Annotated in this window: 16 protein-coding genes and 1 pseudogene; 1 reads left to right on the top strand and 16 read right to left on the bottom strand. The window is 57.2% G+C overall.

Annotated elements, in window-relative coordinates:
• Positions 1-230 precede the first annotated feature (230 nt).
• The 13 genes from P8Y64_12595 to P8Y64_12535 all read right to left on the bottom strand — a co-directional run bounded on the left by P8Y64_12595 (position 231) and on the right by P8Y64_12535 (position 11859).
• Positions 231-932 (bottom strand): pilus assembly protein, encoded by a 702-nt coding sequence (locus P8Y64_12595; protein ID MEJ2061304.1) that lies wholly within the window; start codon positions 930-932, stop codon positions 231-233.
• Positions 929-1387, bottom strand: a complete 459-nt coding sequence (locus P8Y64_12590) for a tetratricopeptide repeat protein (GenBank protein ID MEJ2061303.1) — start codon at positions 1385-1387, stop codon at positions 929-931. The genes P8Y64_12595 and P8Y64_12590 overlap by 4 nt, the downstream gene beginning before the upstream one ends.
• Positions 1366-1719: a DUF192 domain-containing protein gene (locus P8Y64_12585; GenBank protein MEJ2061302.1), complete on the bottom strand. Its 354-nt coding sequence runs from the start codon at positions 1717-1719 to the stop codon at positions 1366-1368. The genes P8Y64_12590 and P8Y64_12585 overlap by 22 nt, the downstream gene beginning before the upstream one ends.
• Positions 1716-2690, bottom strand: coding sequence for a type II secretion system F family protein (locus P8Y64_12580; GenBank protein ID MEJ2061301.1), 975 nt, complete (start codon positions 2688-2690; stop codon positions 1716-1718). Before P8Y64_12580 ends, P8Y64_12585 begins: the two co-directional genes overlap by 4 nt.
• A complete protein-coding gene (locus P8Y64_12575) occupies positions 2609-3313 on the bottom strand; it encodes a type II secretion system F family protein (protein MEJ2061300.1) in 705 nt (234 codons plus the stop codon). The genes P8Y64_12580 and P8Y64_12575 overlap by 82 nt, the downstream gene beginning before the upstream one ends.
• Positions 3314-3474: 161 nt before the next feature.
• A complete protein-coding gene (locus tag P8Y64_12570) occupies positions 3475-5145 on the bottom strand; it encodes an ATPase, T2SS/T4P/T4SS family (protein ID MEJ2061299.1) in 1671 nt (556 codons plus the stop codon).
• A gap of 4 nt (positions 5146-5149) precedes the next feature.
• Complete coding sequence (locus P8Y64_12565; GenBank protein ID MEJ2061298.1) at positions 5150-6436, bottom strand: pilus assembly protein N-terminal domain-containing protein; 1287 nt, start codon at positions 6434-6436, stop codon at positions 5150-5152.
• 16 nt (positions 6437-6452) lie between these two features.
• A complete protein-coding gene (cpaB, locus tag P8Y64_12560; protein ID MEJ2061297.1) occupies positions 6453-7856 on the bottom strand; it encodes a Flp pilus assembly protein CpaB in 1404 nt (467 codons plus the stop codon).
• Between the two features lie 93 nt (positions 7857-7949).
• Complete coding sequence (locus P8Y64_12555; GenBank protein ID MEJ2061296.1) at positions 7950-8306, bottom strand: hypothetical protein; 357 nt, start codon at positions 8304-8306, stop codon at positions 7950-7952.
• The gene (locus P8Y64_12550) at positions 8303-9001 is read right to left on the bottom strand and encodes a hypothetical protein (GenBank protein ID MEJ2061295.1); all 699 of its coding nucleotides are present in this window, start codon (positions 8999-9001) and stop codon (positions 8303-8305) included. The genes P8Y64_12555 and P8Y64_12550 overlap by 4 nt, the downstream gene beginning before the upstream one ends.
• On the bottom strand, positions 8995-9858 hold the full coding sequence (locus P8Y64_12545) for a hypothetical protein (protein MEJ2061294.1): 864 nt from the start codon (positions 9856-9858) through the stop codon (positions 8995-8997). The genes P8Y64_12550 and P8Y64_12545 overlap by 7 nt, the downstream gene beginning before the upstream one ends.
• Before the next feature lie 29 nt (positions 9859-9887).
• Positions 9888-11567, bottom strand: a complete 1680-nt coding sequence (locus P8Y64_12540) for a hypothetical protein (GenBank protein MEJ2061293.1) — start codon at positions 11565-11567, stop codon at positions 9888-9890.
• A gap of 40 nt (positions 11568-11607) precedes the next feature.
• A complete protein-coding gene (locus P8Y64_12535; protein ID MEJ2061292.1) occupies positions 11608-11859 on the bottom strand; it encodes a pilus assembly protein in 252 nt (83 codons plus the stop codon).
• Between the two features lie 290 nt (positions 11860-12149).
• Between P8Y64_12535 and P8Y64_12530 the strand changes: the two genes are divergently transcribed.
• Complete coding sequence (locus P8Y64_12530) at positions 12150-12764, top strand: response regulator transcription factor (protein ID MEJ2061291.1); 615 nt, start codon at positions 12150-12152, stop codon at positions 12762-12764.
• Positions 12765-12771: 7 nt separating this feature from the next.
• Here the strand turns inward: P8Y64_12530 and P8Y64_12525 are convergent, their stop codons facing one another.
• The 3 genes and pseudogenes from P8Y64_12525 to P8Y64_12515 all read right to left on the bottom strand — a co-directional run bounded on the left by P8Y64_12525 (position 12772) and on the right by P8Y64_12515 (position 15402).
• On the bottom strand, positions 12772-14562 hold the full coding sequence (locus tag P8Y64_12525; protein MEJ2061290.1) for a hybrid sensor histidine kinase/response regulator: 1791 nt from the start codon (positions 14560-14562) through the stop codon (positions 12772-12774).
• 219 nt (positions 14563-14781) lie between these two features.
• A pseudogene (locus P8Y64_12520) lies at positions 14782-14901 on the bottom strand (transposase).
• A 147-nt stretch (positions 14902-15048) separates the two neighbouring features.
• Entirely contained in the window at positions 15049-15402 is a 354-nt protein-coding gene (locus P8Y64_12515; protein ID MEJ2061289.1) for an ankyrin repeat domain-containing protein, read from the bottom strand.
• Positions 15403-15723 lie beyond the last annotated feature (321 nt).

Below are 15723 nucleotides of genomic sequence, written 5' to 3'. Positions count from 1 at the left end.
GAAAACGAGCAGGACCGCCGTTCCTTTCACATCCGCCTTACCGAGCAGGGTCACCACAAGCTGAGTGTCGCGCGCAGCGATGTCGGCGTGCTGCAACAGAAACTCTCGCGGGAATTATCAGGCGAACTGATCAACGCCCTGACGCGTTTCACCCGTAGCTCTCTGCATAATGACTAAACTGCCGCCAGATGTGGAATAACCCATTGAATCCGCGACAAACCGGCGGCTACTCAGTGGCACTGGGTATCGAAGGAATCGTCCCAGGCAGCACTTTGCATGCGCACCACGGCCTGGGAGACCAAAGGGAAACCATCCTTGGCGAAACAGGCGTTGGCGAATGACGAACCAAAGGCGAACTTTTTTGAATCGACGAAGGCCCTGGTAACGTCATAAGCCCCCTTAAGCATCATCGAGATCACGGGGACGATCATCGTGTGGCAATACATAACCCGTAACTTGAGCAGATTCGCATCCTGTATGGATACGCCGGACAGGCTCTGGTTACGGTAAGGCAGGTTGTCGTTGGGTATGACTAGGTATGTCTTCCCTCCCACATCGACGGATTCGTTGAGCGCCTGAAACATTTTCTGCGTCGGATTGACGCGCTCGATGCACAAATCCTTGCTGATCGTATCGTTGTAGGTCTGCTGGTCCTGCATGAGCTGATCCATTCTGTCACCGCTGGCGGGAGCAACGTAATAAAGCGGCAGCAACCGGTTCACCAGTTCCGCACCGATCGCAACGCGCAGCCCGTGGTTGACCGCCCCGACGCGCGCCGCATCGAACACCGCGGTGTTCAGGGTGATCTTCGCTCGGTAGAGCAATGCGAACTGGATAATCCCGAAGATCAACACCCAAAGCACCAGCAGAATGACGATGAATTCCACCATCGCCTGCCCGCGCAGACGCTGCGGCGTGCCAGCGTCAATCATTGACAGCTCTGGCCCTGCAACGACGACAGCATCGCATGCGCACGCAGCTGGGCTTTTTGATTGAGAGTGCGATCCTGGCCGGCATGCGTGCCTGCCTGGGTAAACGCCGCGATGGCCTGCTGTGCATATACCACCCCCAGGTTGTACCAAACTTTGGATTGATTCCCGCCATGATCCAGCACATGCCGATAGGCTGATGTCGCTTCATGCAGACGGCCGGTCCTGGCGTAGATATTGCCCAGCATGAAACGGGCTGATGGCGTCGCCGGTACCGCCTTGAGGATTTCCTGGCACAAGTGTTCCGCCTTGGCATAATCGCCGGCGCGGTAGGCCTTCTCAGCCTGGTGCGACATGGCGAGATAATCCGGGCGCGGCTTCATCCCTGCACAGCCAGCCAGCGAGAATAAAATAGCGATTAACAGCGCTCGCGATATCAGGATGTCTGGTCGAACCATGTCAGCTTATCTCCCGGCTGAAGAGAAATACGATGCGCCTCGCCAGCTGCGATCTCGACGGTATTGACCGCACGCAGGCACTGGGTCATCCGCCATGGATGTATCTGATGCTTCACGTCGATAATCCGCCACCCCCTGTCCAGGAACAGCACATCGATCGGATAGCGCATTCCACAGGTATGTATGGCGCCGCACCGCGTCAACACCATGGCCTGCCCGGGACCGATGCGCGGTCGGCCCAACAGGCCGCGCATACGCTCAAAGACATTATCCGCGAACATGGCGCGGTCGACGATGCAGTCACCATCACGCAACAGGCGCCCCAGCTTCATAACAGGCCCTGCATGAACAGCTTGACGATAATCGGGAACGCCAACACCAGAAATGTCACGGGAAATATAAACAGGATCAAAGGACCTATCAGTTTGATCGGTGCCTCCATGGCCTTTTTTTCCGCGTGCTGGAATCGCTCATTGCGGCGCTGTTCGGATTGCATTCTCAGCACATCCGCCATACCGGCCCCCATCCTCTCGGCCTGTATCACGGAGCTGACGAAGCTGGTCACGTCGGGTATGGACAGTCTGCGATCCATGCGACGCAGTGCTTCGGAACGTGTCAGGCCGGAGCGTATATCCCTGAGCACAGTGTTGAATTCGTTACGCAGTATCCCGGCCGGGCCGCGCTGCACGGCCTGCTGTATACCGCCCTGGAAATTGAGGCCGGCCTCAACCGCCAGGGTGATAAAGTCCAGATAGATCGGGAGCATGCGCACAACCTCGGTCACACGCCGCTGCCGCATGTCATGCAGCCAGATATCCGGCAAGACCAGCCCCATCACCAGGCCGAACAGCCCGATCAACATCGCATTTTCATGGTGCACGGACATGGCGGCACCCAGCGCCAACATGAACCCAAGCAACGCGCCCAGGAGCCGCAGGGCGATGAACTGCTCGGCATGAAACATGTAGCCCGCGCCATTGCGAATCAGACGATCTTCCGTCCGGGAAAGAAGACGTGCGCTCAGGCGGGAGCAGACGTAATAGGCGATGACCTGGACGAATGGCCAGAGCGGACGCAGCATGGGTGGCAACGGATCCATATACGTCCTGTCTTCCCTGGGGACATTGGGCGAAAATCCATATACCAGCGCCAGCATTGACAGAACGGCCAGAAAAACCATCAGACCGAACAGGTAATAACTGGCTTGGCCGACGAGTGGGATCATATATCGATACGCGTGATCTTGCGGATGGCCAGGTAACCCAGCAACTCCATCGTGATGGCCACGCCAAGCACCGCCCATCCGATACGCGTGGTAAACAGCTTGCTCATCGCCTCCGGCTGCAGCTTGAGCAGGATAAGCACCAGAAACACGGGCAAGAAGCTCATGACCATGCCCTGCATCTTGCCCTGTGCGGTGAGACTTTTGATCTTGCCATCCATATCCTGCTTGCGACGCAGGGTGTCGGCCAGCTTCTCCAGTGTCTCGGCCAGATTGCCGCCGATATCGCGCGAAATCCGCACAGCCGAGGTAAACATGGTCATCTCGGGTATCGGGATACGCTTCTCGACATTGGCCAGGGAGGTATCCAAATCGACCCCCAGGCGCTGCTCGCGCAGAAACAGCCCGATCTCCTGGCTGATCGGCGGCATAAAATCGTCGGCGACGGTTTGTACTGCGATGGCAAAACTCGCCCCGCTGCGCATGGCGTTGGCGATCGCGATGTACGCATCCGGCAGCTGGCGCTCGATCATTGTCAGACGGCGTTTGCGCAGCTGGTTGTATGCCATACGCGGGATGAACAACAGGGCCACAAAGGTCAGTAGACCGATCACGATATTATCCGCCAGCAGCCAGATGATGGGCGGAAGAATCACCAGCAGCGCGATGTTGGCGTAAAACAGCCGCTCGGTATCGATCTGCATAAACATATCGGTGAAGGTCGCATCGGCTTCCTTTGCGTAGCGCGTTTTGTAAGCGCGTAATGCAAGCCTGATGCGGGGTAGCACGGCCACGTAAATCAAGAGCATGCCGATAAACACGCATGCAATCGAGGCGTAGAGATATATATTCAACGTAGCCAAGCTCAGGATCCCGATTTGAAAATAGACAAATCGGTGCCGATGCCACGTTCCGCCAATTCCTCGTAAAACTCCGGAATGGCACCCGTGGCCCCGAATGTCCCTCGCACCTTACCCTCGCCATCGACTCCCTGTTGCCTGTAGCAAAAGATCTCGTGCAACTGAATATGCGCACCCTCCATCCCGGTCACTTCCGAAACGGAGACAATTCGCCGCGTACCGTCGAAAAAGCGCTTTTGCTGCACGATGATCTGCACCGCCGAGGCAATCTGCTCGCGTATGGCGACCGAGGGCAGATCCATGCCGGCCATCATCACCATCACCTCGAGTCGCGAGACCATGTCGCGTGGAGAGTTGGCATGCACCGTGGTCAGGGAACCGTCATGCCCGGTATTCATGGCCTGCAGCATATCCAGGGCCTCTCCGCCGCGGCACTCGCCCACGACGATCCTGTCCGGACGCATACGCAGGGTGTTTCTGACCAGCTCACGGATCGGGATGGCGCCCTTGCCTTCGATGTTCTTGGGCCGTGCCTCCAGCGATACGACATGCGGCTGGTTGAGCCTGAGCTCGGCTGAATCCTCTACCGTGATAATGCGTTCGCGATGGGGGATATAATTGGACAGGATGTTGAGCAAGGTGGTCTTGCCGCTGCCCGTTCCGCCGGAAATGACGATGTTCTTTCTTTCCTTGACCGCCACTTCCAGGAAACTGAGCATATCCTCCGTTGCACTATCGAAGCCCACCAGATCTTCAGGTTGCAGCCGTTTTTTGGAAAATTTCCGGATAGTGATGCTCGGTCCTCTGATCGCCAGAGGAGGAATAATGGCATTCACGCGCGAACCGTCGGGCAGGCGCGCATCGACCATCGGCGAGCTCTCATCGATACGGCGCCCGAGCGGCGCGACGATACGGTCGATGATCGCCAGGACGGCCTCGTTGCTGCTGAAGGTCAGGTCAAGCCTGCGCAGGCGGCCGCTCTGCTCGGCATAAATATCGTCAAAAGCGTTGACCATGATCTCGGTGACGCTCTCGTCCGCTATCAGTTCGTCCAATGGGCCGTAGCCCACGGCCTCGCTCAACACCTCATTGGCGATATCGGTACGATCCAGATGCCGCGGCATATCGGCGTCCAGCTTGGCGATGATCTCGTCGATCATGCTGCTGACGAATTCACGCAGATCCGTTGCCGACATGGCCGAAATATCGAGCCGCCTCAGATCCATCATGGACAGCAGCTCGCGATGTATCCTGCCGCGCCATAACAGGCGCTCATGGGCTGGGTCGAGCTCGGTCTGGACATCGCCTTCGGCCTGGTTGTCCACACCTTCAACACGCGCGCCCCCCTGCACCTCGCCATCCTCAGGGTTCGTACCGCTCGTACCCGAATCTATTTGCAGCGTGAAGTCGGAGATCACGATGCAATCGCCGGTCTTGACCGGGCCGTACGTGCCGTCGATCTCATGGCCGTTGACCAGCATTGAAAAGCCGCCGCTGACATTGCTGAGCAACCATCCTTCATGGTCCAGAATCAGGTGCGCGTGCTCCTTCCCGATACGCCATCCGGTGATTCGGATATCGCATTTTCTCGAACGGCCGATGATGCATGCATCGTTCTCCGTTGAATAACGGCCCACTTCCTGGCCATCGGCGTCCTGAATCAGGATTTGCAGCATGGGTTTAGTCCATCAATTGATCATCGATGTTCTTGGTAAAGCGTTTCTGCAGTTTCTGCATTCGCGCCAAGGCCCGTTTGTTCAACTCTGAATCAGCGCCATAAATCCTCGGCGTGACGAAAATGACCAGTTCCGACTCCTTGTTCTGGAAGGTCTTGGACCTGAACAAAGCGCCAAGTATCGGAATGTCCCGTAGACCTGGGATACCGGTAACGGATTCACCCGTGTTCTGGTTAATGAGCCCGGAAATCACCATGGTCTGTCCCTCGTGCATGCTGATGTCGGTACTCGCGGACCTGGTCAGAAAGCCCGGGATTCCCTGCACGGTCTGATTGGGGTTCACATCACTGACTTCCGTTTCCACGTGGGCAAGAATATTTCCTTTGTCGTCTGTAACGGGTTTGATCTTCAACTGGATTCCATACTTCTTGAAGATGACGTTGGTGGAACCCAGCCCCGAGGTGACCGGGATGGGCACCTCGCCGCCGGCCAGAAAAGTCGCGGTTCCACCGCTCTTGGTGCTCAATCTGGGTTCTGCCAACAGATAGGCCTGGCCACTTTGAGCCAGCAGATTGATACTTGAAGTGAGACCGGTGGCGATGCCAAAAAAGGCGCCATCCAATCCGTTGGGGAGTGTCAGGCCATCAGGCGAAGCCAGCGTGCTATAGGCATTACTGACCCCAGGAGCCACGACTCCCGCAGCAGGTCCGTTGATCGGGCTGTTCCAATCGATACCCAGATTATCCAGGGCGTTGGTGCTGATCTCGACGATTTGCACCAGCATCGAGATCATCCGGGTCGACGGGACTGACTTCACGACCGTCAGATCCACAAGATCCGGAAACTGGGAAACCAGCGTGGAAATCAGCTTCTTTTTTTCCGGGTCGACATCACCCTCGACCAGCATCTTGCCGCCGATGGTGGTGAGCTTGACGCCGGGTATCTTATCCAGCAGCTCCCCGATCTTGGTGCCTGTGGCAAGCATCGCCCCCGGCAACACTGTCACGCGGTAAGCGTATTGACGGCCATTCTTGAGCCAGATATGCATATCGCTGACGCCATTCTTGCCCGCGAGGACGACCAGCTGCCCCGTCTTCAACACGGTCGTACTGACGATATTGCCGTCGCCGATCGCGACGCGTTCAATCGGACCAAGCTTCAGAACCTTGACCTCTCCCTTGTATAGCGTGAACTGGCGGGATGCGGCATAGGCGGAAGGTGCGAACAGTACCAACAGCGACCCGATCAGCCACAGATGACAGAGAAACGTCTTCATATCGAGTTTTGTCATGGTCATCTTTCTCATATCAGGGGTTGACCGGAACATCCTTGATCGGAGTGACGCCGTTCTCGCCCGTCCCTCCGATGATGTACTGGATCACCCAATCGAGTCCCGCACTCTCTACCAAGCCGCCGCTCACGGCGGTACTGGGCGCCGGCGTACCGCGAACACCCGCGACAGGTTTACCATTGGCCGTCAGAACCTCACCGTGCTCACCCAGGTGCAGAGTTGAACTCTTTGGCAGCGGTTTACCGTCCGCTCCGACCACTTCACCGTTTTTGTTGACCTTGACGCCATGCAGCACGACCCCAGAGGGGGTTTTTACCTCGCCATTCGGACCGATGATGTACCCCTGCTTGTTCAATTTTCCGCCGGTGACGGACTGCACCTCACCGTTCGGCTTGGTCACCAGGCCGTTGCTCGGAATCACCACACCACCGGGTGCGACCAGGCTGCCATTCTTGTTCTGTGCCAGATGCGCCGTATCGACAGGATCGCCGGAGGCGGTATAGATCTTCCCGTCCGAACCGACCTGAAGCCCCCGGCCTGTGAGCACGACACCCTTTTTTGTCATCACTACGCCGTTTTTCATGACGACATTAGGATCGGTGACCACACGCCCCGACGGCGTCACAAGCTGGCCCTTGGCGTTCTTCGCCACACGGTCAAGACTGTTCGATTCGCTGGCCACGCGTGCCTTCTGATACATATCTCCGGCATTGGAAAGCAGCGCCGCCGGGGTCAATGCGGTAAATTTCGCCAGCCCTTTGTCAGTACGGTTGCGCAACAGGGCAACCAATTCCCCCTTGTCCCTGGCAAGCGCAACCAGGGCCGCCTGGCGCGGCGAAACGTCCACCGTGACAGTGGTGAAATGGTCGTCGTAACCCGCTCGCTGTCCGCTGCCCGCGAGCAGCAGCTTGTCCACGTACGCATGTTGCGAAACCCTGCCTGTCGCCATGACGCGCACGTTCTGCACGACGGGCAGCAGCTGCTTGCCCTGCCCTTGCGAGGAATTCAGGGCGCCGGACAACAGGACGAACAGATCCACATGATCACCGGGCCTGAGCAGGCCGGCAAAGCCATTGAGATCGTTTACCTGAATCGTCAACCCACGCCGTTGCATGGGGATGGTGTCAGAAAAATCCAATGGAACCTGATCGACGAGCATCATCTTTTGAAGCGGTGTACCCGCCTTGATCGGAACCGCGAGCACGCGCCCCTTGTAAGCGTCATACTCGCTGGCCAAGATGGCGTCGGAGGGAGCGTAAGTAGTCGGTATGTGCCGTACCGCCATGGTTTTGTTGTCTACCTTGGTCCCGAACGGCAGATCACGTACGGCTACCACGACGTCGATCATCTTGTGCGTCACGGGGCGATTTCTGTCCGCCAGTTCGCGAGCGAGGTTATGCAGGTAGAGCATGGCCAGCAATGCCGCCAGCAGTTTTTATACGCATATCAGATGTTCGCCCCAGTCATTTGAGCCGTAGCGGTTATCCTGATCCGGGCCCTGGCATCACGATGCTCAAAAAACCTTGAGTACGCTGCGCCAATCCGGAACCTGAGGGGTCGGAAGGTTCAGGTTCTTGTCCAGCAGATCATTGAATTCATCAATGGATTTCTGCGGCTTGGTCAGCTTATCGATCAAGGCGCTGTCCATCCCTTCCGCTGTGTAAATTTTTGTGGCGGTTTTCAGTGGATAAGGGATCTGCGACAGCGACATGGCGTAGTTGTAGCCCTGCTGGCGAGCGGTCATGTTCTGCTCCAGCTCCTGTATGACGTTCGGTGCCGCAAGGAACGCAACCAGCAAGGCGCTCACCACGACCAGGTATTCGACCATCGACTGCCCGCGCTGCGCCTGCCTATGAGTAATACTCATCATGGCAGATCCACTCCGCCCGTCAGATTGACGACCACCATGGTCATGCCGCCCGATGTCTGCATGAAGAAATTCACCGATCTTCCCGCCTGCTCCATGATCAGTACATGCGCCCGCCCGTTGTCGTCCCCCTTGCTGATCACCTGGCGCCAGCCACGTTGCCTGAAATAATCGCTGTAGAAATCCGCGTTACTCGAAATCGAGTCGTAATTGACCAGCATCAGGGTGCGCGCCTTGCGTCCACCGTCATAGGAAGGCATATCATTCACGACATGCGATCCGTCCGGCATGGGAAATGGCGGCAACGACGTCGCCGGACGGCGGCTGAGATCGCTGATGGACACCTTACCCTGTGTTCCGCCGGCACCGTCCGGACGCAGCTGAATGGCAATCAGGTAACCGTCCTGCAGACGGGAAATGATCTCCCATGGCGGGACCGACTTGAGCAGAAACCCCGGAACCTTATGTCCGTTGAGCGACTGTGTACCGGCCCAATGGGTCCGGTAAAAATCCAGAACGACCTTGAGCGGCACGTCACTGCGAAGATCCGCAATGCGCTGTGAATATCCGTTGGCCTGCACGACGCCCGACACCCAGACAAGATGCACACCCTTCGGCACGTCCAGGTGCGGCCAGTCGCGTGCCGCGGCCAGAGGGGCGGCAAACAGCAGAGCGAGGATCAGCAAACGCCTCACCATGTACACAGCCCTGTCTTGTCATCGCAATTGGTAGCGCCGTTATTCAGATATTCCGGTGGCACGGCGCTGGTATCGACATAACCGAACTTAAGGCTGTCCGATGAGATATCGGGCGCGACCGTCTTCATGACCGGATTGTCGAGCAACGTATGAAATACCGGGTTGTCGAAGAACACGGTCGGGACCAGGCCACGCACCTCGCTCCGCGTCTGTTTGCTGCCGCCGGCATCCCAGCCGCGTGTGACCAGGGCGGCCTGCGCATGGAATGCCAGATCGAGATGATCAAACGGAGAAAGCTCTGCGACCTTGGCGACGGGCATGGTGACGTCGGTCGTGACGTATCCGCCCGCCTGGGTGGCATCGAACTTGGCATTCTTCACGCCAAGAAAATTTCCCATGCCGCTCATCACGCTCGATATGCTCGAGGTTATGGTGGCGAAACCCTTGGTCAGCTGCAGCGGATCCGGAACGTCCCGGTTGCGATAGCCGACGGTGGTATCGCTGCCGTAGACATACAGCGGCTGACCATTCGGCTTGGACCACACCGGGTTGTCGGTGTCCTGCTTCCACCCCTCACCGGCATCGTTGGCGGCAATGGGAAGCGTGCTGCCGGAAAAGATGCGCCGCGCCGTCTCCTTGTCCAGCACGCCCGACGACTTGACCGGCGACTGCACGGCGTTGAACGTCTTCAGCATATTCGGGCTGGTCGCACTCGCGTTCCACGCCGTGTATTCCCAGGCCATATAGCGCGCGGCCTGCACCGAGGCCTGCTTCATATCGACCAGCTTGCCGATCATCGGCAGCAGCAGAAACGCAGGTACCAGCACCAGAGAGGCCACCACGACAAACTCGGTCATGGCCTGGCCGGTTTGTCTGCACGTTTGCGTCAGCACGGCAGGCCCGCCTGCTGAATGATGGGACACAGCTCGCTTTTCGCCTGTTTCAGGCGATTTACGATCTTCTTGGTGCTCGGCATCCAGTACTGTTGTTGCTGCCCGGCCAGGGCCAGCGCACGGTCGGCAAAGGTGGTATCGACCAGCCGCGCCTGCCAATAGGGATCATAGGGATTGCCCTGCTCGCCCAGATGATCGGGACGGGCGAAATAGCTCAGATCGTTCGGACGTGCGAAGTACACCTCGGCCTTGGACAGGGCGCCAATCACATTCCCGGCATCGCCCTTCGGACTGGCGAAACGTCCTGAGGCGATAAACGGCTGCGGTGAATCGGCCGTCACCCCTACCAGCACATACGGAGCTTCAAAGCCCTGTGTCTCGTCGTAGGGCGGCACATCGACAAAGCCCGGCAACCCTTTGTATTTACTGTCGAAATTTTTCGCCGAGATGGTCGGCATAATGTACGCGTCCCAGGACTGCGGATACGTGCCCGGCGCACCGCCATAGCTCGAATCCGGCACGGTATCCCCGCGAATCATGTTGCTGGGATTCAGAGAATTGGCGGCTTTCCCGATTTGCGCCGAACCACCCGCGAACGGCAGGGAGATTTCGTTGCCCAGGCCCAGGAAGGAAGGAGGCAAATGGGTATTGATGTCCAGTATGGTCAATCCGGCGACCTTGAGATAAAGCCTGAAATGACCGTAAAAGCCCATGCCCGCAGCATCCGCACCTGACCAATTAAAGCGATCGCCGCGGGTCTGGCTGATATAGCGCATCTCACCACCGCCCTGCGTACCGGCGTACAGGGTGAAGGAAAGGTTCTCGGAAAAATCGAAGCCGAATTTGCTGATCAGATCCCGTAGCCAGTGCGGCGCGTGGATGATGTTCAGAATACTTCCCAGACTGAAACCGACGCTCTGGCTTACTCCCCAGGTTTTCCCTCGCTGGGTGAGGAATGGATCGCGTGAGGCCTCGACCATGGCACCCATACGCCCGGTTCCGGTACTGACCTTGTCCGTCTTCTGCCAGGGCGCGAACTTTTTCAGATAGCTGTACTCATGCGCCAGCAACGCCCCGTAACCGAAGGCAGATAGACTGGCATTGGGATCGTTCCCCTTGATCACCTTTTTCGCCGCCACCAGCACGAGATAGGCCGTAATGTAGTGAAAGGCCTTTTCTGCGGTGGAATAACCCTCGATGATCGTCTTGAAAAGAGGCCCCAGGACGGACTGATAAAGGTAATTGACCGAGTTCTCGGCAACGGCTCCCACCCCGTCGTAGAAGGCGGCCAGGCTGTCCAGCACGATGGTACCGACCCCCTCCGTCACCGGGCCGATAATCGCACCGATTTCACGCAATCCGGAACCGATGGATTGGAGATAGCGTGCCCAGGAGATCAGTGAAACCACCTGGCCCAGCGCAACTTCATTGGCGATGATCGCGCGGTTCATGTAGGCGGCGAAGTTGAGATCGCGCGCCTCGATCTGGGAGACGCTGTAGGCGCCGGCGTCCGCGGCGTTTTGCAGCGTCATGTGTGCGCTGGCGCGTTGACCGCTGGCGAACAGCATCAAACCGGCGAGCACCACCGCCCCCATGAGCAAAAACGCCAGCACGGCCGCCTGGCCGTGCTGGCGTGAGATGAGCGGAACCGCCCGGTTGGTGGTCAAGCACACCACATACTGCCCCTTGTGCCCTATTCAGCGATGGACGCAGCTAGTTCGACGACCCGTAATCTTTGAGGCCCTGGGACTTGTTGGCACTGCTGGCAGCGCTACCGGCACTGCTAGACGCCGCACTCGTCCCGGTATTTTTCTGTCCCGCGAGTTCCTGACTCATGCCGGCAACCTGGTTACGCAGGGTTTTGCCGAAGAAACCGTAAACCGCGATCGCGGCCAGCGCGATCAGGGCCACGATGATGATGTACTCCGTCATACCCTGGCCAAACTGCTTGCTACGTTTACGCATAATGCACCTCCCCAGGTTTGCCCATCCGATGAAGATAAAAAGAGCTGGTCAAAAACCGGTCAATTGCGCCACGTCTCAAGATGGCAGCTGATAAAAATGGTAAGTGAGGATTTCCGCCCCGTGAATTAACCAAAGTTAGTTTTCAATCGGAAACCAGAGGTTAAAATCACAGGTACGACGCCTGCGGTGAACAGGCCTCTCCGCCGTGCCTTCGATATGACGGGAGATACCACCGGCATTCAGACCTCGCCGTAGCGGCGAAGACTTTTTGTACATGATTCGAGTGGCGAATGAAGATTCTCATCGCAGATGACCATGGATTGTTCCGTGACAGCATGGCCGTGTGGCTGCAGCGCAGCGGCAACAACCCGCGCATCGAATTCGCCCATGACTGGGACAGCCTGTGCGCGCAGCTCCCCGACGGGGTAGACCTCATCCTGGTGGACCTGAGCATGCCCGGCATGGAAGGAGCCATCAGCATAGAGCGCCTGCACGCAGTCGTGCCGACCACCCCGCTGCTGGTGGTTTCCGCGAACGAACATCCACAGGTAATTGAAGCCTGCCTGCGGGCAGGCGCCTCCGGCTATGTCACCAAGGCCAGCCCAGGCGAAGAGATACTACGTGCCGTGCGCACGATCATGCGCGGCGATCGCTATCGCCCCCTGTCCGTCATCAACCGCAGAACAAAAGACCTGCTGGCAACGCTCAGCGACCGGCAACGCGAGGTACTGGCTCATCTGGCATGCGGCAACAGCAATCGCGTCATTGCGGAAACGCTGTCGCTGACGGAAGGCACCGTCAAACAGTATGTCAGTCAATTGCTGGATTTACTGAACGTGGACAATCGCACCCAGGCCGGGATCCTGGCGCGCGAGCTGCTGGGCTTCGATCCGCCGCGCAGCTGACTCAGACTCAGGAGGCCAGGAGGCGGTTCAGGGTCCCGCGAAGCAGATCGGGTGTCACCGGCTTGTGCAGCAGATGGCAGCCCCGCTCCTCGACCCGCCGACGCACCACCTGGTCGGTATCACCGCTGACGATCACCGCAGGTATGTCGGCGTCAAAGCGGTCATACACCGTCTCGACCACATCCAGCCCCGTGGTATCGTTGCGCAGGCGATAATCCGCGATCACGACATCCGGGCACGGATAATCCAGCGAATGCAGTTCGCGACGCAGCGATTCGACGCCCTCTGTCACCAGCAACTCGCAACCCCACTGCCGCAGCAACACGCGCATGGCATCACGCACGCTGGCCTCGTCGTCCACCAACACGATAAAGCGCCCGCCAAGATCGGTCGTCACCCCGGCCGAGGCCTGCGCCTCGGGTTCCAGATGTGTCTGTAGGCGCGGCAAGGTCAGGTAAAAGCAACAACCTTGCCCGGGCGTACTCTCCAGGCGCAGATCGTGATCGAGCAGATCCGCCAGGCGTTTGACGATGGCCAGCCCCAAGCCCAGCCCTTTGGCACGGTCACGCTCAACGTTATTCAGCTGATAGAACTCGGAGAACACCGCTTCCTGCTGCGGCACGGGAATACCGATACCGTTGTCGCGCACGCTGACAACGATCTCGTCACCTCTCTCCTCGGCGCCCAGCTCAATACGCGTGGCACGGCTGTGGATGCAGGCATTGGTGAGCAGATTTCTCACCATGCGTGAGAACATCAGCGGGTCCGTATCGGCATCGATATCCTCACCGAAGACACGCAACTCGATACCCTTACGCTCAGCCTGCGCTCTGAACTCGCCGGCAATACCCTCGAGCAGGATGCCCATATCCACCGCTTTGCGATCGAAGTTGACATCGCCCGAGTCCAGTCTCGACACATCCATCAACGCAGTGAGCAGATCATTGAGCGCATCACAGGCCCGCAACCCTTTGCTTAGCAATCCCTTCTGCTCCCGATCATCCAGTTGGGCGGACAATGCCCCCAAATACAATGACATGGCATGCAGTGGTTGGCGCAGGTCATGGCTGGTCGCGGCGAGGAAACGCGACTTATCCGCACTCGCCTTCTCCGAGATGGCTTTTTGCCGTTCCAGATCGCGCAACAGATCAAGGTTTTGAAAGCGCAAACGGATGAAGTCCGCCAAACCGCGGTGCACCACGAAGGAATAGCCCAAAGTGACCATCAAAAACACCAGCGCCAGATAACCCACAAATACCAGATCAGCGCGGCCGAGATTGATCAGGATCAATCCCAGTGGCGTCATCGTGAACACGGCATAACCGAAGTAGGCAGGCATGAAACTGGAGAGCGGGACCAGGCTGCCCGCAGTCATGCCGGTCAACACCACCACCAGAAGCAACAGGCCGCCGAGGTCACTGGGTTGTAAAAAAAGCATGACGCTTGAACCCCAGATCATGCCGGATATGGTAGAGGTCAGTGCAAAACTGAAACCCCAGACCAATATCGCGCGTCCTTGTGGCTGCAGGCGCTCAAAGCGCCTGACGAACAGGATGCGTAGCAGAGTCAACAGCAAGTTTGCCACCAGCCAGGCCAACAGTGCTGTCCGATCGGCTTTGCCCCAAAAATACAGCTCGACCGCCGTCATGCTAGCGAGGATGCCAAAGAACACAAAAGGTGACTGCCGGAACAGAATCCGGATCTGCTCGCGTTGTACAGGGGTGTCGAAGCGCTCAATCCAGTGCTCGACCCTGGTACGCAGCTGACCGTGCCGCTGGCTTACGGAGGAATGATTCATTCGTCACCCTACGCTATGGGGTTAAGCGCATCATGCCGCGCCACAGCATACAGAGGCAAGCACCTGCAAAAAGGCGCATCAACATTGGTAGCAGGTGACATATCTAGTCGAGGGACAAATTCACCACGGTGAGGCGATGGAGGAAAAGATATTCCTCCTTGGAGGAGCCTCAATTCTTAAGGTACGCTATTTTTACTCTGACCCCAATTAGATTCCTCTCAGCCAACCAGCATAGGCAGCGAAATCATCCGCTCCTGCAAAACAGACTTGGCGATTATTGCCTCGCTGGATGATGTGCTGCGGCACACCTGGCAAACAAAGCCTTGGTAATCTTGCCATGTGCAGACCTCCTTCCTTGGAGGAGCTTTAACCCTTAGGGGGCGTTAATTTTACTCTGACCCCAATTAGATTTGCTGGCGATCTATTTATAACAATAAAGAACTGTTTTCTGAATCGGCCTTCATAAATTGCTCTTCGTACTCGTTTTCATCCTTTCTGAAAGAACGATTCTTCCCCAAATTTCTTAGCCAATTCGTAACAATCAACCCCATCTTTGTTTTTTAATCTCGGATTAGCACCACTTCGCAAAAGTAAGTCGACCATCTTCTTATTATTATTACCGATTATGCGATGCAACGGCGTGTCCCCATATTCACCCTGAGCATTAACATCGGCACCTGCCGCAACAAGCAACTCAGCAGCCTCAACGTCACCCCATGACATAACGACATGCAGGGGGGTGTTTTCAAAAAGCCCACGCGTATTAACATCAACATTTTCCAACATTGAAAAGTCGGTTGTATCATGCACCTCCTGCAAGACCTGATTAAGGGTCTTCACTTAATTACCTCCACAGTTACATTCTTTCCTAATCGAATGTTCATATTTCTTTATTTCAGCATCAAGCTGGCTCATATATTGCTGATGACCCGGATCGTATTCTCTGCCAATAATTGGGGTCAGAGTAAAATTAAGCATGCCTTGTCACCCTGGGCTTTCTACCCCGCCTCATCGCTTCGGTACGCCGTCCGCTCAATCTAGTCACTTCCTCCCTGAATCGGTCACTGCCCAACGCCATGTTTTGGTTGGTCGCCATACGTATGGCGTCCGTGTGTCGCGGATCAATGTGGGCACTAAACAGGCTGCGGTACGCCTCACTCC

The sequence above is a fragment of the Gammaproteobacteria bacterium genome, from assembly GCA_037388465.1.
Lineage (GTDB): Bacteria > Pseudomonadota > Gammaproteobacteria > SpSt-1174 > SpSt-1174 > JARRKE01.
This window is presented reverse-complemented; position numbering and strand designations above follow the sequence as displayed.

Excerpts from the sequence above, each read along its gene's own strand:
- P8Y64_12535 (MEJ2061292.1), bottom strand. The coding sequence starts at position 11,859 with ATGCGTAAACGTAGCAAGCAGTTTGGCCAGGGTATGACGGAGTACATC.
- P8Y64_12590 (MEJ2061303.1), bottom strand. The coding sequence starts at position 1,387 with ATGGTTCGACCAGACATCCTGATATCGCGAGCGCTGTTAATCGCTATT.
- P8Y64_12580 (MEJ2061301.1), bottom strand. The coding sequence starts at position 2,690 with ATGGGCGGTGCTTGGCGTGGCCATCACGATGGAGTTGCTGGGTTACCT.
- P8Y64_12585 (MEJ2061302.1), bottom strand. The coding sequence starts at position 1,719 with ATGAAGCTGGGGCGCCTGTTGCGTGATGGTGACTGCATCGTCGACCGC.
- P8Y64_12545 (MEJ2061294.1), bottom strand. The coding sequence starts at position 9,858 with ATGACCGAGTTTGTCGTGGTGGCCTCTCTGGTGCTGGTACCTGCGTTT.
- P8Y64_12565 (MEJ2061298.1), bottom strand. The coding sequence starts at position 6,436 with ATGACAAAACTCGATATGAAGACGTTTCTCTGTCATCTGTGGCTGATC.
- P8Y64_12550 (MEJ2061295.1), bottom strand. The coding sequence starts at position 9,001 with ATGGTGAGGCGTTTGCTGATCCTCGCTCTGCTGTTTGCCGCCCCTCTG.
- P8Y64_12555 (MEJ2061296.1), bottom strand. The coding sequence starts at position 8,306 with ATGATGAGTATTACTCATAGGCAGGCGCAGCGCGGGCAGTCGATGGTC.
- P8Y64_12530 (MEJ2061291.1), top strand. The coding sequence starts at position 12,150 with ATGAAGATTCTCATCGCAGATGACCATGGATTGTTCCGTGACAGCATG.
- P8Y64_12525 (MEJ2061290.1), bottom strand. The coding sequence starts at position 14,562 with ATGAATCATTCCTCCGTAAGCCAGCGGCACGGTCAGCTGCGTACCAGG.
- P8Y64_12575 (MEJ2061300.1), bottom strand. The coding sequence starts at position 3,313 with ATGCAGATCGATACCGAGCGGCTGTTTTACGCCAACATCGCGCTGCTG.
- P8Y64_12595 (MEJ2061304.1), bottom strand. The coding sequence starts at position 932 with ATGATTGACGCTGGCACGCCGCAGCGTCTGCGCGGGCAGGCGATGGTG.
- P8Y64_12570 (MEJ2061299.1), bottom strand. The coding sequence starts at position 5,145 with ATGCTGCAAATCCTGATTCAGGACGCCGATGGCCAGGAAGTGGGCCGT.